Source organism: Acinetobacter sp. AS5 (assembly GCF_048957595.1).
GTDB lineage: Bacteria > Pseudomonadota > Gammaproteobacteria > Pseudomonadales > Moraxellaceae > Acinetobacter.
In genome coordinates this window covers 46,756-64,855 of sequence record NZ_JARDAL010000015.1, presented here as the reverse complement: position 1 = coordinate 64,855, position 18,100 = coordinate 46,756, and the positions used below count along the sequence as shown (strand labels likewise).

The following is an 18,100-nucleotide window of genomic DNA, read 5'->3' as shown; positions in this document are numbered from 1 at the left end:
CTTTTTTTCTTTATACTATAAAGATTAAACCGTGTGGCGATTCGCCCATAAGATTTTGGCTTTTTGCATCGCAGCTTCAAAGCTGTCACACACGCCCATGGTATATAGCGCAATGCCCATAGTTTCTATCACTGCAATCTCGCCATAATCATGGCTTTGCTGACCGTCCCAGACAGCCTTAAATAGCGCCAGATCCAGTTCTTCTTCAATTGGACTGCGGTTGTCAGTGAGCTTTGGCAATTCATGCTCATAGAGCAGGCCATCTTTAATGCCACAGATGAGCGTTTTGGCATCCGGATTACGCTCGAATTCGCCCCCTTCACCTTTAATCACGGCACTATTTTTATAGCCCAAGCGGAAAGCTGCTTGCTGATGCGAACCACGATATGCTGGATGGAAAATGGCTTGCAGGGTCGCTTTGGCATTAAAGGGATTGATCAGACGCGCCAGGGTATGAATTGGGGAGCGTAAGCCCATGACATTACGCAGCGCAATCAAGTCTGCAAGAATCGGAGAAATTACTTCTAACGGTATGTAAGCAAAATGCTGTTGTAGAAGTTGCTGTTCAACCTCGGCATCATTTTGACAGATTGGATAGCCTAAGTAAGTCAGCACCTGTTCGGTGTAAACGCGGTTCATGGTATGGCCCGAGGCACCATGCATCACAATATTATAACCATGCTTGGCCAGTGTCAGGGCTGCCAGAATAAACCATGGATAATGCTTGCGCTTGCCCGCATATGAAGACCAGTCCAGATCGACATCCAGTTTTTTGAAACTCAGCTGGTCACGTGTCGCCTGTACAAAACCGGCCAACTCATCTACAGATTCTTCCTTGACCCGCAATAACATCAAGAATGCACCTAACTGCACATCCAGCACTTCATTTTTCAAAATCATACTGAAGGCTTGATAGGCTTCATCATAGCAGAGAGAGCGGGCGCCATTTTTCCCTTTACCCACAATGCGTACATATTGGGCAAAGGGATGTTCGAAATCTTTATAAATATTTCTTTTGGTATTCATAACTTTTTACAGCTTGCAGAAAATATTAATGTCAAGGGAGAGGATGAAAATCCATAAACCTTTCAGTATACGTAAAACAATCAGTTAAATCTGATTATCGACTAATGTCTAATCCAATATTGATTAAAAAGCAAACAAGCACATAATAAGTTATGCACATTTAGTATGAATATTCGGTAAAATTTAGGCAATTTTTAGAGTCTGTTTAATTTTTCTTAATCTCTTTCTCCCATTTAATACTTTGCTCTGATACTGAGTGTCAGATTCAATGCATGGCTGATTATCATTTTGAACATTCTCTTGGGCCTTTTGAGATTTGATCCGGTTCACCCAGAGAAGGGATGAAGAGGTCAGTATATTTCTCAAAATGGTCTTTCTTATTTTTGATATCGTTCAAGTAGATTTATTATGGCGAAACAACCAATTTATAAGTCACTGTATTTTCAAGTGATTGTGGCCATTATCGCAGGTATTCTGGTCGGGCATTTTTCGCCTAGTGGTACGCAAATTATCAATGGCGTAGAACAACATGTCCCTGGCTTGGGCGAACAGCTTAAACCGCTTGGTGATGCATTTATCCGTCTGATTAAAATGATCATTGCACCTGTAATTTTCTGTACCGTAGTGAGCGGTATTGCAGGTATGGAAAGCATGAAATCAGTGGGTAAAACTGGTGGTGTTGCTTTACTTTACTTCGAGATCGTATCTACGATTGCTTTGGTCATCGGTCTGGTCGTGATTAACATCGTGAAGCCTGGTGTGGGCATGAACGTTGATCCTGCTTCACTGGATACTAGTGGCATCAGTAAATATGTTGCTTCAGGTGAGTCACAATCGACTATCGACTTCCTGATGAACATTATTCCAAATACGGTTGTGGGCGCATTTGCGGAAGGCGAAATCCTGCAGGTTCTATTGTTCGCGATCATCTTTGGTTTTGCACTGCATAAGCTAGGTGATCAAGGCAAGCCAGTCCTGAAACTCATCGACCAGATTTCACATGTATTCTTCAACATCGTGAACATGGTGATGAAACTTGCTCCAATCGGTGCATTTGGTGCGATGGCATTTACCATTGGTAAATATGGTATTGGTTCTCTTGCTCAGCTGGCACAGTTGATCATTTGTTTCTATATCACCTGCGTACTGTTTATTTTCATTGTATTGGGCTCAATTGCGCGTTTCGCAGGTTTCAGCATCATGAAGATGATCCGCCTGATTCGCGAAGAACTTCTGATTGTACTGGGGACGTCATCTTCAGAGTCAGTATTACCACGTATGTTGAAGAAACTGGAACTTGCCGGTGCCGAGAAGTCGGTAGTAGGTCTGGTGATTCCAACTGGTTACTCATTTAACCTGGATGGTACGTCGATTTACTTGACGATGGCTGCGATCTTCATTGCACAAGCGACCAATACGCAACTTGATTTGTCTCATCAAATTACCCTGCTTCTGGTACTTCTGATCTCATCTAAGGGTGCGGCAGGTGTGACTGGTTCAGGCTTTATTGTGATGGCGGCAACCTTGGCTGCCGTAGGTAATATTCCTGTTGCAGGTCTGGCCTTGATTCTCGGTATTGACCGTTTCATGTCTGAAGCTCGTGCCTTGACCAATCTGGTTGGTAACTCTTTGGCGACTTTAGTGGTTGCGAAATGGGTTGGCCAGTTAGATATGGACAAGCTGAACTATGCTTTAGCAAATCCTGCAGAAATTGATGAAAAAATGGCGCAAGAAGGCAATAACGCTCACTAATTTTGAGTCTGTCTTTCATGTCTAAAAGGGAAGCTTCGGCTTCCCTTTTTTATTGACTGTGAAGTTAGTAAAAAGATGAATGCCGGCACATGACAGGGAGCAGGAAAGTCGATAGTCTGTGAAAAGGAAACTAAAATGATAAACAACAAGGACAATAGAATGCTTGCCTACGATGCCGATCTAGAATTATTCCGCGATAATTTTAAACGCTTTATGAACGAACATGTCGCACCGTACTACGACCAGTGGGAACGTGAAGGTCTGATGCCGCGTTCAGTCTGGAATGCACTCGGTGAAAATGGCTTCTTGTGTGTCGATGTTCCAGAAGAATATGGTGGCTATGGGGTGCCGACCGATTATTCCTTGATGCTGATCGAAGAATCTGCACGTGCCGGATACAGTGCTATCGCCACAGGTCTGTCTTGTCATTCCGATATTGCAGCACCGTATATCCTGCATATTGGTACTGAAGAACAGAAAAAATACTGGTTACCAAAAATGGTCACCGGTGAAGTGGTCGGTGCGATTGGCATGACCGAGCCAGGTGCAGGTTCAGATTTGCAAGCCATGCGTACTAGTGCCATCTTGCAGGATGAATATTATCTGTTAAATGGCTCAAAAACCTTCATTTCCAATGGTCAGCATGCTGACTTGGTGGTGCTTGCGGTCAAAACCGATCCTCAAGCCCGAGCTAAAGGCGTTTCATTGCTGCTGGTCGATACCCATCTGGAAGGCTTTAAAAAAGGCACTAATCTGGACAAGATTGGTCTGCATGCTCAGGATACGTCTGAACTGTTCTTCGACAATGTTAAAGTGCCAAAGGACCAATTACTGGGTCAGCCGGGACAGGGATTTGCTTACCTGATGCAGGAATTGCCACGTGAGCGTACCGCCATCGCTGCCACCGCTCTAGGCGCCATTCGTGGCTCGATCGATGTGACCACACAATATGTGAAAGAGCGTCAGGCTTTTGGTCAGGCGATTGGTCAATTCCAGAATACCCGTTTTGTGCTTGCGCAAGCGAAAATTGATGAATTGGCGACCGCAGCATTTTATAACCAGAATCTTGAGCTTTATATGCAAGGGAAACTGGATGTAGAAACTGCAGCGGCATTGAAGAGCTTTTCTACCGATATGCAGATGAAAATCGCGGATAATCTCCTGCAATTATTTGGGGGTTATGGCTATATGACTGAATATCCAATTTCACGTTTCTTCGTTGATGCGCGGATCCAGCGGATTTATGGGGGTACCAATGAAATCATGAAGGAGATTGTGGCCCGCGGTCTGTTAGGGCGTTAATAGCTCAACCATAAAAAAGAGTCCCGAAGGACTCTTTTTTATAGGGGAGAACATAGCCAAGATGGGAAATATTTTTTAAGACTTTATGCTTTTAAGACATCCAAACATTCATGAATAAAAATGGGTAAATCATTGGGTAGACGCGATGAAATCAACTGATTATTGTCATTTACCAGTTCTGCATCATAATACGTTCCACCGGCACGTTGTACGCGACTGGCATGCGCGCGAATGCTGGTAATAATTCGATTTTTCAGCACATCTGCTTCGCACAGTAATAATGATGCATCACATAAACTAAAGATGGTTTTCTTGGCTTGATTAAAAGCCTGAATAAACTGCAGCACCCGGAGATCGGTAGATAAAGAAACTGCAGATTCACCACCAGGAATCAGCAAGGCATCAAAATCATCAATACTGATTTGTTCGATGCCCCGGTCAATCGTCACTGCAGAACAGCCATGCAGCCCATAGACCACTTTACCTGCATTTAGTTCAATATTACAGATGCTATGCTTGGCAGCCAGCAAGGCTGCAACGGGTTCAAGATATTCCTGATCTTCAAAATTATTCGTCAAAAGTACAGCTATTCTTTTTGGCATGACTGACACCCAAACGCTTGTTTTAAGTTAGACTATCTATGATTGGTTAAAAAATCGTCTCTGCTTTGTAAGTGAGTATTGATTTAATGTAAAAAATAAGTGAAATCAAAGAGAAGTCGATAAAAATGGGATTGTAGAGTGTGCATTTTATTGTGAAATCTATCTTAGATATGAATGGTTCAAACATGACGTTTGAAAAGCAATTATTTTAATTTTCTTATGCTTAAAACCGCTATATAGATTAAGAAATAGTGATATTTCAACTTCCTTAAAATCAGTTAATATGGATAGGCGAAGTTTACAATTTAATAATGTAAATCAAGCAAGAAAGCTGAAGTAAATGTTACCACATATGACTAAAGGCGATGGACGGTTAAAATCAACTGTATGTTTTTAAGACTTAATCTACCAATGTCATATTGCGTAACATTTGAAAGCTCACTATTGTTATACTGAACAGATAAGGTTTATGAAGGGCGACAGAACAATGATCAACGACGATCAAAACACCACGACTTCTCTTGATTTGGCAAAAATTCGTGAAGATATCGATTCTGTTGATCAGCAAATTCAGCAATTGATTAACCGTCGGGCACGTTTGGCTGAAGCTGTGGCAAAAGCAAAGTTTGCTTCAGAAGAGAATCCGCTGTTTTACCGTCCAGAACGTGAAGCTCAGGTTTTGCGTAATGTCATGGAACGTAATGAAGGGCCATTATCTGATACCACCATGGCACGTCTGTTCCGTGAAATCATGTCGGCCTGTCTGGCACTCGAAGCGCCGCAAAGCATTGCTTTCCTTGGCCCAGTCGGGACTTATACCCATTCTGCGGTACTCAAGCACTTTGGTCATGATGCTGTGGTTCGTCCTTTACCGACCATTGATGAAGTTTTCCGTGACGTGGAAGCGGGCAGTGCCCATTATGGTCTGGTGCCGGTAGAAAATTCCTCTGAAGGTGTGGTCAACCATACTTTGGACTGTTTTAAAACCTCGAACCTGAATGTGATTGGTGAAGTTGAATTACCGATTCACCATCAGTTCCTGATTTCTGACAATACACTTAAAGACAGCATTAAACAGATTTATGCACATCAGCAGACTTTGGCCCAATGCCGTAAGTGGCTGGATGCGCATTATCCAGGTGTGGAACGTGTCGCTTTAAGTTCCAATGCCGAAGCAGCACGCCGTATTCGTAATGAATGGCATTCTGCCGCGATTGCCTCTGAAATTGCCGCGAGTATTTATGATCTCGAAATCATGCATAGCAATATCGAGGACAATCCGGAAAATACCACACGCTTCCTGGTGATTGGTCGTGAAAAAGTGCCGCAAAGTGGTAATGATAAGACTTCATTGCTGATTTCAGCACATGATCGTGCCGGGGCTTTGCTGGAAATTCTGGCGCCATTTGCCAAGCATAATATCAGTCTGACCAGTATTGAAACCCGTCCTGCACTTCCTGAAAAATGGGCTTATGTGTTCTTTATTGATCTTGAAGGCCATATTGAGCAGGAACATGTGAAAGCAGCCATTGAAGAAATTCGTCCTTTGGTTAAAGAAGTTCGCGTGCTCGGTTCATATCCTGCAGCTGTACTTTAAGTCAGCTATACGTGGTCAGGGCGAGGGTGCTGACCACTGTTTTATACCTAAAATTGGAAGTCTAAAATGTCGTTTGTTCCAGCCAATTCAGGCATCTCAAAATTAAAGCCATATCAACCGGGTAAACCGATCAGTGAACTTGAGCGCGAGTTGGGTCTTACCGATATCGTCAAACTGGCTTCAAATGAAAATCCGCTGGGTTGTTCAGATAAAGTCAAAGAAGCGGTCGCTGCGGAAATTTCTGAAATTGGCCGTTATCCGGATGGTGGTGGTTTTATCCTGAAAGATCAGATCAAGGCCCAGTTTGGTTTTAATCACGATCAGATTACCTTGGGGAATGGTTCAAACGACTTACTGGAAATGTTTGCCCGCGCATTCGTTTCAGAAAATGATTCGGTGGTGTATAGCCAGCATGCTTTTGCAGTTTATGCATTGGTGACTCAAGCCATTAATGCACAAGCGATTGAAGTGCCAGCTAAAGGCTTTTCGCATGACTTGGAAGCAATGGCGGCTGCAATTCAAGACAATACCAAACTCGTCTTCATTGCAAACCCGAATAATCCAACAGGAACCTGGTTTGAAGAAGCTGAATTTGAAGCGTTCATGCAAAAAGTTCCTGCCAATGTCATCGTGGTTCTGGATGAAGCCTATGTGGAATATTTCCCGGAAAACTTCAACAGCTTGAAATTCCTCGCGCAATATCCAAACCTGATCGTTAGCCGTACTTTGTCGAAGTGCTATGGTTTGGCTGCACTACGTGTTGGTTTTGCTCTGGCTTCAGTAGAAGTGACGGATTATCTGAACCGTATTCGTCAGCCATTTAATGTAAACCATTTAGCGATGGTGGCTGCGGTGGCTGCACTGAAAGATGAAGATTTTATCGCGCGTTCTCGTGAAGTGAATAAAGCCGGTATGGCGCAACTTGAAACCGGTTTTAAGGCTTTGGGTCTTAACTATGTGCCTTCACGTACCAACTTTATTCTGGTAGATGTACAAGCAGACCCATCAGCAACCTTCAATGGTTTGCTTAAGCAAGGGGTGATTGTGCGTCCGGTCGGTATTTCTAATCACATTCGTGTATCGATTGGTACTGAAGCAGAAAATGCGAAATTCTTAAGCGCATTGGCTAAAGTACTCGGTTTAGAGGCAAAAGCTTAAACCATGTCGCAGCCACTGTTTGAAAAAGTTGCATTTATCGGGCTTGGACTGATTGGTTCAAGTCTGGCGCGTGTCATTCGAGCTGAGCATTTGGCCAATGACATTGTTGCATCGACACGTTCACAAAAGACTTTGGAAGATGCTAAATCTCTTGGCCTGATTTCCGAAGGCTATGCAGATCCTGTGGAAGCGGTCAAAGGTGCTGATCTGGTAGTGCTTGCATTACCGGTGCGTGCCACGCAAAAGGTGCTGGAAGCCATCAAGCCTTATTTATCTGCCAATACCATTATCACTGATGTCGGTAGTACTAAAGGCAATGTAGTCGATGCAGCGAAAGCAGTCTTTGGCGATGCACTACCTGAAGGTTTTGTACCGGGCCATCCGATTGCAGGTGCAGAACATACTGGTGTACATGCAGGAAAAGTCGATTTATTTGCCAATCATAAGGTGATTTTGACGCCACTGCCAAGTAGTGCAGGCTGGGCCGTCGATAAACTGATTCAGCTGTGGCAAGCGGCGAAAGCCGAAGTGATTTGTATGGATGTCGACAAGCACGATGAAGTGCTGGCGCATACCAGTCATCTTCCGCATCTCATGGCATTCAACTTGGTTGAGCAATTGGCCAAGCGTGAAGACAATTTAGATATATTTCGTTATGCTGCCGGTGGCTTCCGGGATTTCTCGCGAATTGCCGCTAGCGATCCACAAATGTGGCATGACATCTTTTTTGCCAACAAAAAAGCAGTTCTGAATGCTGTTGATGGCTTTGAACAGCAGCTCGCGATTATTCGCAAATTGATTGAAGATGAAGATTCCCACGCATTGATGGGCTTATTGGGTCATGCGCAGGCAGCTCGCCAGCATTTCAACCATATGCTCGCCAAGAAACCTTTCATGGAGAAAAATAAAGTGACACAACAATTTACCATTCAGCCGGGTGCCAAGAAATTTCAGGGTAAATTTACCGTGCCAGGTGACAAATCTGTGTCACATCGCTCGATCATGTTTGGTGCGATTGCTGAAGGCACCACGCATGTGACCGGCTTTCTGGAAGGTGAAGATGCTTTAGCGACACTGCAAGCTTTCCGTGATATGGGTGTCAGCATTGAAGGCCCTAAAAATGGTGAAGTCACCATTCATGGTGTTGGCATGCAAGGCTTAAAAGCGCCGCAGTCTGCCATTTATATGGGCAACTCAGGCACTTCAATGCGTTTGCTGTCGGGTATGCTAGCAGCACAGAAATTTGATTCAGTCATGACTGGTGACGCATCTTTATCCAAGCGTCCAATGGAGCGTATTGCCAAGCCTTTACGTGAAATGGGCGCGCAGATCCAGACCACAGGTGAACGCGGTACACCACCTGTATCCATTACCGGCAATCAAAACCTTAAAGGGATTCAGTACGATTTGCCAATGGCCTCTGCTCAGGTGAAATCAGGGATTCTACTTGCAGGTCTATGGGCGGAAGGTGAAACTTCGGTGACTGAACCAGAACCAACACGCGACCATACTGAACGTATGCTGCGTGCATTTGGTTATGAAGTGAAAACAGAAGGCAACCGAATTTCCCTGCAAGGTGGCGGCAAGTTAGTGGGTACCAACATTCAAGTGCCTTCAGATATTTCTTCAGCAGCCTTCTTTATGGTGGGTGCGGCCATTACTGAAAATTCGGACGTCACCCTTGAAGCGGTAGGCATTAACCCGACCCGTACTGGTGTGATCGAAATCCTCAAGCAAATGGGTGCGGACATTACAGTTGAAAACGAGCGTATTGCAGGCGGTGAACCGATTGCTGATATCCGTATTCGTGGTACACGTACATTAAAAGGGATTCATATGCCGGAAGATCAGGTGCCATTAGCAATTGATGAATTCCCGGCGCTATTCATTGCCGCTGCATGTGCTGAAGGTCAGACAATTTTGACCGGTGCTGCCGAGCTTCGCGTGAAAGAATCGGATCGTATTCAGGTCATGGCAGATGGTCTTCAAACCATGGGCATCGACTGTACCCCAACTGAAGATGGCATCATCATTGAAGGTAAGGGTAAGTCCGGTGACTGGTTGCCAATCTTTACGGGTGGTGAAATTGAATCGCATCACGATCACCGTATCGCGATGAGTTTTTCGATTGCCGGTTTGCGTAATTCGGAGCAGATCAAGATTGTCGGAACCGAAACGGTCGCAACCAGTTTCCCGACCTTCACAGAATTGACCTCAATCGCAGGACTGCCAATTCAAGTATCAGAATAATTTTTAAAATTATGTGAAACAGCCAAGCTTTTGCTTGGCTGTTTTGTTTATATTGCTTATGCTAAACCCATATAAGAAAAAAGCCATTTGGAAGTAGCGATGCGAAAATTAAAATTCATGGCCAATACCCAGAGCCAAACACCACGGGATGGTCAAGAAACCCAGGAATATGTAGCACATTTACTTGCCGAAAAATTAGGTAAATACGGTTTTCAGACCTTAAGCCAAAGTGGTGCTCAGGTTGCCGTCAGCGTAGAAGAACATGCGCTGCCTTTATCAGTGAGTTGCGAAACCAGAGATGAACAAGGGCATCTGGTCTGTGAGATTGCCTCATATCCTGAAGAAGAACAGGACTGGCTGGATCGTATCACCGAAAGAAGTTTGCTTAATCAGCTTGCACAGGCAGTGGAAACCTCTCTAAAAGAGCAGGAACGCTTTAGCGAGTTTGAATGGAAGAGCTAATTCAACAGACTCAATCAGCTTTGCCTACACTGCAAAGTAAACGCTTGATCCTGAATTGTTTTAAATCAGCCGATGCCAAAGAAACTTATGCTTCAATTACGCCGAGTTTGACACGTTTTATGGCGTGGGATGCACCAGAATCTGAACAGGAATTTACAACAGTCTGGAAAAATTGGCTGGAAAATATGACCGATCATAAAGAATATGTATTTGTGATCCGTCATATTGAAACACAAGAATTTATTGGACTATGTGGTTTGCATCGACTTCATGATGAAATACCTGAAGTCGGTATTTGGATCCGTGAAACTGCGCATGGTCATCATTATGGACATGAGGCAGTGCATTGTGTTGTGGTCTATGCTTTCAATACATTAGGGATTCAAGTCTTAAGCTACCCGGTAGCAGAAGAAAACTGGGCTAGCCGTAAAATTGCAGAACGCTTGGGCGGAAAAATTATCCGTTACATCGATAAGCCTAAATATCGGGCTGTGATGTATGAAATTCTTGCAGAAAATTTTGTCTTTTAACAAAAAAACCCATCAGATGATGGGTTTTTTTATTCAGCCAAGCGCTAAGTACCGGGTCATTGCGATCCGTAATTGCTTTAAATAGCCGGTAAAGAAATGATTGGCACCAGGTAATACGGTCACTAAATGGCGTTGTGGCTTTGCCCATTCAATCATATCTGAGAGCAAAGTCACTTCATCGGCTTCGCCATGAATGAACAGAATGTCGCCTTTAATGGCGGGCGTCACATAATGACGAATACCGGCAACTGTTGCAGTCGGCAGACCACATAAAATGGTTTGCTTTGGTTGCAGTTCTACGGGTAAGGCTGCATAGCTTTTTGCCATGACATGCGCACCAAAACTAAAACCGCCTGCATAAAAAGGCAGGGCAATATGCTGGTTGCGAGCGAACCGAATGACTTCTAATACATCATCTGTTTCACCGAAGCCCTCGTCGTGTATACCTTCACTTTGACCAGAACCACGGAAACTTGGACGATACACAATACAGCCACGCTCCAAATACATTTGTGCCAGTAAAACCGGGACCTTATGTTGTGGTGTACCGCCTTGCAATGGATGGGGGTGACAAACTACCGCGAATCCTTTCACTTCACCCTGAGGATAATCCACAAAAACTTCAATCTGACCCGCAGGCCCTTGAAGAAAAATTTGCTCGGGCATATAAAAACCGATGATTAACAGGAGAATCGTGCATTTTAACGATTATGGTGAATAAAAACATGAATTGGAATTAAAATAAGCAGACTGATATAGTTTAATTAATCATTTTTTGACCAGGTTGCCATGCTCGCTTTAATTTCTCCAGCCAAAACTCTCGATTACGATACTCCATTACCGACTGACCAATTTACTCAAGCGAGATTATTAGAACATTCACAGGACTTGATCAAAGTTTGTCGCACACTTTCTGCAACAGAAATTTCCAGCTTAATGAGTGTCAGTGAAAAGATTGCCAGTTTAAATACCGCACGTTTTAATGACTGGCAGCCAGATTTTAATTTAGCCAATGCCCGTCAGGCGATTTTTGCATTTAAAGGCGATGTCTATACAGGTCTGGATGCTTATAGTTTGAAACATGAAGATCTGCACTATGCACAAGACCGTTTACGCATGTTGTCTGGATTATATGGACTCTTACGTCCTTTGGATCTAATGATGCCGTACCGTCTGGAAATGGGAACCAAGTTAGCCAATTCCCGTGGGCATAATCTATATGAGTTCTGGGCTCATCACATTACTGATCTGATTAATCAGGATTTAACCGCAGCAAATTCTGAAATTCTGGTGAATATTGCTTCTGATGAATATTACAAATCAGTCAACGAGCGCAAAATTCAGGCAGACATTATCAAGCCGGTATTTCTGGATCAGAAAAATGGCAAATATAAAGTGATTAGTTTCTATGCCAAAAAAGCACGCGGTCTCATGGCGCGTTTTATGATTGAAAATAAAATTGATCGTATAGAGGGGCTAAAAGCTTTTAATACTAATGGCTATTATTTTGATGCAGACAGTTCACTCAAAGGAGAACTGGTGTTCAAGCGTGATGAACAACTGAGTGCATAAATGAGATGATTCCCAGTATCCAGCATGAGGATATGTATGCCGGATATTGGGATGTCTTTATCATGGTTAGGTTCTTAAATAGTGTTCAACGATTTGACTCTATGATGAGTGAAGTGTGGATGAACTGCATAATGAAAACTTCAAGATAGTTAAAAATAAAAAATATCGTTAAACACTTTGAAATCCCTCGCAAAATCTCCCTTATTTAGATCATTTTATTTTAAAAATTAAAGTTGAGCATTCTTGGAAAAGGCCGATAAAATAAACCGAAATAAGTTCTATTGAATAGGTTAGATTTCATTTATCTACATATTTTAATTTTGAATAAACTTCTTTTAGAGATTTTTAAAAATATATTAAATTCAATTATTTATTGTTTATTTGAAAGAATTTTTAATAGTATCGATTTTTTGAAAAAAAGAATTATAAATTAATTAAGTATTAATAAATAAAACGACATAAAATTAATCTTTAGAAGATAAATAAATGCCTTCTATCGGGTTAAATGTAAACTATGTCACAAGTTTGTTAGGTTTTTTGTTAGCATAATTGCATAGTGTTACAAAGCAGCATAATAAAAATGAAAATATATGCTATCCCTGTTTTTGCCTTAATGATCAGTTTATTAGGATTTTGTGTCCATAAACAGTCAGAAATCAGAAAATATGAAAAGATCCGTCATGTCTTGAACGATGGACGTGATTCAAGCAAATTGCTGGAATCCAATCGGCATCGACATTAAGCAGGTTATATATCTTCCTCCCGCCAATTGGGCTGGATTAATAAAATTAAAACCATAATAAATATAATAAAATTTTTTAAATATTCACCTGGAATATATTAATTTCTAATAAAGTGTAAAATCAAATAAGCAATAAGAAATCAATGTGTTATAATTTGCCAACGATCAGGATGAAGCAGAATTCATCTTGTTAAGCATTTGATTTAAATCGAGAAAATAAAGCTGCATAAAGGTTATGCAGCTTTTTTGTTTAGATTTTTTTTGGGTTTTTATAGCATAGCCCTGGGGCTGTAAGCTGTTCCAACATTTTAACCCGTCAAATGGCTATGCTGGCATATTCGTTGCTAACACATCCTTAAAATTGATGAATTTTTTTATAAAATTTCATTTATTTGACGGCTTGCTTAAAGCATAAAGTTTACTCAATAGGGGCTAGGTCATGACGACTCCTAATCCATCTTCAGAAAGTATGCTTGAACGTCTGTTTAAACTGAGTGAAAACAAAACCAGTTTCCGTACAGAAGTTCTTGCTGGTGTGACAACATTCTTAACGATGTGTTACATCATTATTGTCAATCCGATGATTTTGTCCGAAACGGGGATGGATCATGGGGCTGTCTTTGTAGCAACCTGTCTTGCAGCCGCGATTGGCTGTTTAGTCATGGGCTTGATTGCAAATTATCCAATTGCACTTGCACCAGGCATGGGCTTAAATGCCTTCTTTACCTATTCCGTCTGTTTGGGAATGGGTGTGCCTTGGCAAACAGCACTCGGGGCTGTGTTTATCTCCGGTCTTGTGTTTATTGCGATCAGCATGTTCAAAATCCGTGAAGCCATTGTCAATGCGATTCCAATGTCGCTGAAACTGGCCATCGGTGGTGGTATTGGCTTATTCCTTGCGCTGATTGCTTTGAAAAATGCCGGCCTGATTGTGGATAATCCTGCTACGTTGGTAGGTTTGGGCGATTTAAAACAACCATCGGTTTTGCTTGCATTATTTGGTTTCCTTCTGGTTGTTGTGATGCATCACTTTAAAGTGCGTGGTGCGATCATCATCAGTATTTTGGTGTTAACCGGTATTTCAGCAGCATTGGGTCTGAGTGAATTTAAAGGTGTGGTTGGCGCAGTGCCATCGATTGCACCCACATTTATGCAAATGAGCTTTGAAGGTCTGTTCACTGCCAGTTTAATTGGCGTGATTTTTGTCTTCTTCCTGGTCGATTTATTCGACTCAACCGGTACGCTTGTAGGTGTTTCACACCGTGCAGGCTTGTTGAAAGATGGCAAACTGCCGCGTTTAAAAAAAGCACTTTTTGCGGACTCTTCTGCAATTGTTGCAGGTGCAGCGCTGGGTACATCTTCAACTACGCCATACATTGAATCTTCTGCAGGCGTAGCAGCCGGTGGCCGTACAGGTCTAACTGCTGTTGTAGTCGGTATCCTGTTTGTTGCCTGTTTGTTCCTTGCACCATTGGCACAGTCTGTACCAAGCTTTGCAACAGCGCCAGCGCTGTTATTTGTTGGTGTCTTAATGATTCAAGGTATCGTGCATATTGACTGGGAAGATATTACAGAAGCAGTTCCTGCATTTTTAACCATTGTATTTATGCCATTTACCTATTCAATTGCTGATGGTATTGCGATGGGCTTCATCAGCTATGCACTGATCAAATTGTTAACCGGTAAGGCATCAACTGTACCGTATATGGTCTGGATTATTGCAGTACTATGGACGCTTAAATTCGCACTATTTGGCGGCTAATTTTTCTAGATTTGGAAAGGGTGTAAACTCAGTTTGCACCCTTTTTTTATTATTTTAGGTTTCATGAGGAGAAGCGATGAACCGTCTTGAGTTGATTCGAGCTTTGCCAAAGGCCGAGCTTCATGTTCATATTGAGGGCACTTTTGAGCCTGAGCTAATGTTTGCGATCGCTCAGCGTAATAAAATTGCCATCCCGTATAAATCTGTTGAAGAAGTTAAACAGGCCTATAACTTTCATAATCTTCAGTCGTTCCTGGATATTTATTATGCCGGCGCTGCTGTATTAATTCATGAACAGGATTTTTATGATCTGGCGTGGGCGTATTTTGAGAAATGTGCTGAAGACCGGGTCGTGCATACTGAAATGTTCTTTGATCCACAGACCCATACCGATCGTGGCGTTGCTTTTGCAACCGTGATCAACGGCTTGCAAAAAGCCTGTGATGATGCCAAAACTAAACTTGGTATCAGTTCACATCTGATTATGTGTTTCTTGCGTCATTTAAGTGAAGATGCTGCATTTGCAACACTGGAACAGGCCTTACCTTATAAAGACCAGATTATTGCGGTCGGTCTGGATTCAAGTGAAGTCGGGCATCCACCTTCAAAGTTTGAACGTGTCTTTGCTAAAGCGCGTGAAGCAGGTTTCTTGGTTGTAGCACATGCAGGTGAGGAAGGTCCGGCAGCTTATGTCTGGGAAACTTTAGATTTGCTGAAAGTGAATCGTATTGATCATGGGGTTCGTTCGGAAGAAGATCCGGAGTTAATGCAGCGCCTGATCGCAGAAAAGATGCCACTGACAGTTTGCCCATTGTCAAACCTGAAACTCTGCGTCGTGGATGATATGCAGCAGCATAATATCCGTCGCCTCTTGCAACAAGGCGTGCACGTTACAGTCAATTCAGATGATCCATCTTATTTTGGTGGTTATATGAATGACAATTTTATTGCCATTGCTGAAGCACTGGATTTAAGCAATGAGGAACTCAAGCAGTTGGCCATTAACTCATTTGAAGCCTCTTTTATTACCGATGCTGAAAAAGAGCAATGGATCAACCAGATCCGTGCCCTGGTTTAAGTTTTTAAATAACAGGCAGGGTTCGCTCTGCCTTTGTTTTTATAGATGGATATGAAATTGAAAAGCGTAATTCTGCTCCTCAGTACCGTGTTGATATCTGCCTGCTCAAATGCGGATATGACTTTGACACAGCGTACTTTAAAACCCGTGATTGAATACCAATGTGCAAAAGAATTGAAAGCATCTAAATTCTGGACTGCCTCGACCTATTTTATGCAGGACAAAAATAAAGCTGAACTTGAACAGAATGTCTGTTCATGTGTAGGTGAGCATGCACTCAAGGATATTCCGGCAAGCAATTTATTGAAAGCAACTCTGGATGAAGAAGTAAAGTCAAAACTCACTCAACAGGCTATTGCAAACAGTCTGAAAGGCTGCATGACCGAGTTCTTAAAATAAAATCAGCTTTGCAATGAAAGCTGATTGTGGGGTTTTGCAGATTATTTTTTAGAAGATTTGGATTGTCGCGTCATGCTGTTGAGTACGTGATCTTTATCGATAAAATGATGTTTCAGTGCTGCAGCAATATGTCCAACTAAAAGTAAGCCAACTGTCCAGGAAAGCCAGATATGTAGGGGTTTTACGATTGCGGTTACAGCCGGATTTTCTGCAATCAGTGCCGGCAAGTTAAATAAATACAGCACTGGTGCTGGATAGCCCAGACTCCAGCTATATAAACAGCCCGTGACAGGTAGGGCAATCAGCATGAAATACAAAGCCAGATGACCTGCATGTGCCAAAGTTTTCATCCGGGGTGACATAGTGTCCGGTAGTTCAGGGGCAGGATGAGTATAACGCCAGAAAATTCGCACAACCAGCAGGAAAATAATGGTGGTGGCGATATTTTTATGCAGGGTGATGACATCGCCTTTAAAGCTGCCATCGACTTCATAACTTAAAAAATTCCCACTATAAAAACCAATCAGCCAGGCCGCAATAAAGATAACTGCCATGATCCAGTGCAGCCATTGTGCCGTGCGCGTGTAATATTGTACTTTTTCCATGTGATTTTCGATTGCCCTCAAAGATGAATGCACCTTAGCAAAGGGCGAATCAACTCAGCAATTCCAAATCTGCAACGCTATGGTGGCTTTCATGCAACATCTATTGAAATGGCTGGGTGCAGATTAAACATTCAGGATGATTTATAGATTTCTTATTCAGGTGAATTTCGGCACAATAGCGTCACGCTTCATATATGAATAAACAAGGAACAGATCTGTGAAAAAATTATTGGCTGCACTTGCTCCGCTTACTTTGGTTTTATCGGCTTGTGCAACAACAGGCAGCCCTGAAACGCAAACCACGACTCAACAGCTGGGTGGGGCTGCGCTTAAAATCGCGATCAATGCAAAATGTACGACTGAGCTGAATAATATTCCAGCATGGCAAACAGCTACACGTCTAATGACTACGACCCAAAAGGAGAATATCCAGACTGAAATTTGTGGCTGTGTCAGCGAAAAAGCACCCCAAAGCGTAACAGCGGTAGATTTGGCGACTGCAGCGATTGACCCGGCAGCACGTGCGACGATTGTCGGCAATGTGGTTGCAAAAACCATTAACGCTTGTGTAGCTGAAGCTGTAAACTAAGCCAAGATTAAATTGAAATAGGCTGACTGGTTCAGCCTATTTTTATGGAAAAATAGACATGAAGATTGCTGGTGTAGATGAAGCAGGGCGTGGGCCATTAGTGGGTTCGGTGGTCGCTGCGGCAGTTATTTTGGATCCGAACAACCCGATTGAGGGTTTAAATGATTCTAAAAAACTCACTGAAAAGAAGCGTGAAAAACTTTTTATCGAGATTCAGGAAAAAGCGCTGGCATGGGCCATTGCTGAGGCTTCTGCGGCAGAGATTGATGAACATAATATTTTGCAAGCTTCTTTGCTGGCCATGCGTCGTGCTGTAGAAGCTTTGCCAGTTCAACCAGAGCATGTACTAGTCGATGGCAATAAAGTCCCTCAAGGCCTTCGCATGAGCTGTGATGCCGTGGTGGGTGGTGATGCACTGCATGCTGAAATTTCAGCAGCCAGTATTCTGGCGAAAGTAACCCGTGACCATCAGATGATCGAGATGGATCAGAAGCATCCGCAATTTGGTTTTGCCAAGCACAAGGGTTATCCGACCAAAGCACATTTTGAAGCAATTGCCTTGCATGGTGTCATTGATGAGCATCGCCGCAGTTTTGGGCCAGTGAAAAAGGTGATTGCAGCATTACAGCAGGGTGCAGAACTTTAAGTTTTATTTAAAGTATCTAAGTATTTAA

The 18,100-nt window shown here is 42.7% G+C and carries 17 protein-coding genes; 13 read left to right on the top strand and 4 right to left on the bottom strand.

Annotated elements, in window-relative coordinates; genetic code table 11:
- Positions 1 to 24: 24 nt before the first annotated feature.
- A complete protein-coding gene (locus PV763_RS06485) occupies positions 25 to 1,026 on the bottom strand; it encodes a glycosyl transferase family protein (protein ID WP_005106493.1) in 1,002 nt (333 codons plus the stop codon).
- A gap of 408 nt (positions 1,027 to 1,434) precedes the next feature.
- Between PV763_RS06485 and PV763_RS06480 the strand changes: the two genes are divergently transcribed.
- Positions 1,435 to 2,778 carry a dicarboxylate/amino acid:cation symporter gene (locus PV763_RS06480; protein ID WP_253102397.1) on the top strand — a complete coding sequence of 448 codons (1,344 nt, stop codon included), beginning with the start codon at positions 1,435 to 1,437 and terminating at the stop codon, positions 2,776 to 2,778.
- A 159-nt stretch (positions 2,779 to 2,937) separates the two neighbouring features.
- Positions 2,938 to 4,080, top strand: coding sequence for an acyl-CoA dehydrogenase family protein (locus tag PV763_RS06475; protein WP_114541957.1), 1,143 nt, complete (start codon positions 2,938 to 2,940; stop codon positions 4,078 to 4,080).
- An 83-nt stretch (positions 4,081 to 4,163) separates the two neighbouring features.
- On the opposite strand, the gene PV763_RS06470 is transcribed toward PV763_RS06475, so the two are convergent.
- Entirely contained in the window at positions 4,164 to 4,682 is a 519-nt protein-coding gene (locus PV763_RS06470) for a DJ-1/PfpI family protein (RefSeq protein WP_420937514.1), read from the bottom strand.
- 487 nt (positions 4,683 to 5,169) lie between these two features.
- Here PV763_RS06470 and pheA point away from each other — a divergent pair, with 487 nt between their 5' ends.
- From pheA to PV763_RS06445, 5 genes are all read left to right on the top strand, one after another.
- A complete protein-coding gene (pheA, locus tag PV763_RS06465; protein WP_420937513.1) occupies positions 5,170 to 6,279 on the top strand; it encodes a prephenate dehydratase in 1,110 nt (369 codons plus the stop codon).
- 66 nt (positions 6,280 to 6,345) lie between these two features.
- The gene (gene hisC, locus PV763_RS06460; protein ID WP_420937512.1) at positions 6,346 to 7,437 is read left to right on the top strand and encodes a histidinol-phosphate transaminase; all 1,092 of its coding nucleotides are present in this window, start codon (positions 6,346 to 6,348) and stop codon (positions 7,435 to 7,437) included.
- A 3-nt stretch (positions 7,438 to 7,440) separates the two neighbouring features.
- The gene (locus PV763_RS06455; protein WP_374952641.1) at positions 7,441 to 9,687 is read left to right on the top strand and encodes a bifunctional prephenate dehydrogenase/3-phosphoshikimate 1-carboxyvinyltransferase; all 2,247 of its coding nucleotides are present in this window, start codon (positions 7,441 to 7,443) and stop codon (positions 9,685 to 9,687) included.
- A 99-nt stretch (positions 9,688 to 9,786) separates the two neighbouring features.
- Positions 9,787 to 10,149 (top strand): hypothetical protein, encoded by a 363-nt coding sequence (locus PV763_RS06450; RefSeq protein ID WP_004278984.1) that lies wholly within the window; start codon positions 9,787 to 9,789, stop codon positions 10,147 to 10,149.
- A complete protein-coding gene (locus tag PV763_RS06445) occupies positions 10,137 to 10,679 on the top strand; it encodes a GNAT family N-acetyltransferase (protein ID WP_420937511.1) in 543 nt (180 codons plus the stop codon). Before PV763_RS06450 ends, PV763_RS06445 begins: the two co-directional genes overlap by 13 nt.
- A gap of 33 nt (positions 10,680 to 10,712) precedes the next feature.
- On the opposite strand, the gene PV763_RS06440 is transcribed toward PV763_RS06445, so the two are convergent.
- Complete coding sequence (locus PV763_RS06440; protein ID WP_004645565.1) at positions 10,713 to 11,345, bottom strand: alpha/beta hydrolase; 633 nt, start codon at positions 11,343 to 11,345, stop codon at positions 10,713 to 10,715.
- A gap of 123 nt (positions 11,346 to 11,468) precedes the next feature.
- Between PV763_RS06440 and yaaA the strand changes: the two genes are divergently transcribed.
- The 4 genes from yaaA (at position 11,469) to PV763_RS06420 (ending at position 16,232) form a co-directional block, all read left to right on the top strand.
- Entirely contained in the window at positions 11,469 to 12,251 is a 783-nt protein-coding gene (gene yaaA, locus PV763_RS06435; protein WP_420937510.1) for a peroxide stress protein YaaA, read from the top strand.
- 1,181 nt (positions 12,252 to 13,432) lie between these two features.
- On the top strand, positions 13,433 to 14,755 hold the full coding sequence (locus PV763_RS06430) for an NCS2 family permease (protein ID WP_004645563.1): 1,323 nt from the start codon (positions 13,433 to 13,435) through the stop codon (positions 14,753 to 14,755).
- 76 nt (positions 14,756 to 14,831) lie between these two features.
- Positions 14,832 to 15,833, top strand: coding sequence for an adenosine deaminase (locus tag PV763_RS06425; RefSeq protein WP_420937509.1), 1,002 nt, complete (start codon positions 14,832 to 14,834; stop codon positions 15,831 to 15,833).
- Between the two features lie 45 nt (positions 15,834 to 15,878).
- On the top strand, positions 15,879 to 16,232 hold the full coding sequence (locus PV763_RS06420) for a hypothetical protein (RefSeq protein WP_420937508.1): 354 nt from the start codon (positions 15,879 to 15,881) through the stop codon (positions 16,230 to 16,232).
- 41 nt (positions 16,233 to 16,273) lie between these two features.
- On the opposite strand, the gene PV763_RS06415 is transcribed toward PV763_RS06420, so the two are convergent.
- Entirely contained in the window at positions 16,274 to 16,837 is a 564-nt protein-coding gene (locus PV763_RS06415) for a cytochrome b (RefSeq protein WP_420937507.1), read from the bottom strand.
- 217 nt (positions 16,838 to 17,054) lie between these two features.
- Here PV763_RS06415 and PV763_RS06410 point away from each other — a divergent pair, with 217 nt between their 5' ends.
- Entirely contained in the window at positions 17,055 to 17,426 is a 372-nt protein-coding gene (locus tag PV763_RS06410; protein WP_420937506.1) for a hypothetical protein, read from the top strand.
- Between the two features lie 58 nt (positions 17,427 to 17,484).
- Positions 17,485 to 18,072, top strand: a complete 588-nt coding sequence (gene rnhB / locus PV763_RS06405) for a ribonuclease HII (RefSeq protein WP_005247416.1) — start codon at positions 17,485 to 17,487, stop codon at positions 18,070 to 18,072.
- Positions 18,073 to 18,100 lie beyond the last annotated feature (28 nt).

Excerpts from the sequence above, each read along its gene's own strand:
- PV763_RS06485 (WP_005106493.1), bottom strand. The coding sequence starts at position 1,026 with ATGAATACCAAAAGAAATATTTATAAAGATTTCGAACATCCCTTTGCC.
- PV763_RS06480 (WP_253102397.1), top strand. The coding sequence starts at position 1,435 with ATGGCGAAACAACCAATTTATAAGTCACTGTATTTTCAAGTGATTGTG.
- PV763_RS06475 (WP_114541957.1), top strand. The coding sequence starts at position 2,938 with ATGCTTGCCTACGATGCCGATCTAGAATTATTCCGCGATAATTTTAAA.
- PV763_RS06470 (WP_420937514.1), bottom strand. The coding sequence starts at position 4,682 with ATGCCAAAAAGAATAGCTGTACTTTTGACGAATAATTTTGAAGATCAG.
- pheA (WP_420937513.1), top strand. The coding sequence starts at position 5,170 with ATGATCAACGACGATCAAAACACCACGACTTCTCTTGATTTGGCAAAA.
- hisC (WP_420937512.1), top strand. The coding sequence starts at position 6,346 with ATGTCGTTTGTTCCAGCCAATTCAGGCATCTCAAAATTAAAGCCATAT.
- PV763_RS06455 (WP_374952641.1), top strand. The coding sequence starts at position 7,441 with ATGTCGCAGCCACTGTTTGAAAAAGTTGCATTTATCGGGCTTGGACTG.
- PV763_RS06450 (WP_004278984.1), top strand. The coding sequence starts at position 9,787 with ATGCGAAAATTAAAATTCATGGCCAATACCCAGAGCCAAACACCACGG.
- PV763_RS06445 (WP_420937511.1), top strand. The coding sequence starts at position 10,137 with ATGGAAGAGCTAATTCAACAGACTCAATCAGCTTTGCCTACACTGCAA.
- PV763_RS06440 (WP_004645565.1), bottom strand. The coding sequence starts at position 11,345 with ATGCCCGAGCAAATTTTTCTTCAAGGGCCTGCGGGTCAGATTGAAGTT.
- yaaA (WP_420937510.1), top strand. The coding sequence starts at position 11,469 with ATGCTCGCTTTAATTTCTCCAGCCAAAACTCTCGATTACGATACTCCA.
- PV763_RS06430 (WP_004645563.1), top strand. The coding sequence starts at position 13,433 with ATGACGACTCCTAATCCATCTTCAGAAAGTATGCTTGAACGTCTGTTT.
- PV763_RS06425 (WP_420937509.1), top strand. The coding sequence starts at position 14,832 with ATGAACCGTCTTGAGTTGATTCGAGCTTTGCCAAAGGCCGAGCTTCAT.
- PV763_RS06420 (WP_420937508.1), top strand. The coding sequence starts at position 15,879 with ATGGATATGAAATTGAAAAGCGTAATTCTGCTCCTCAGTACCGTGTTG.
- PV763_RS06415 (WP_420937507.1), bottom strand. The coding sequence starts at position 16,837 with ATGGAAAAAGTACAATATTACACGCGCACGGCACAATGGCTGCACTGG.
- rnhB (WP_005247416.1), top strand. The coding sequence starts at position 17,485 with ATGAAGATTGCTGGTGTAGATGAAGCAGGGCGTGGGCCATTAGTGGGT.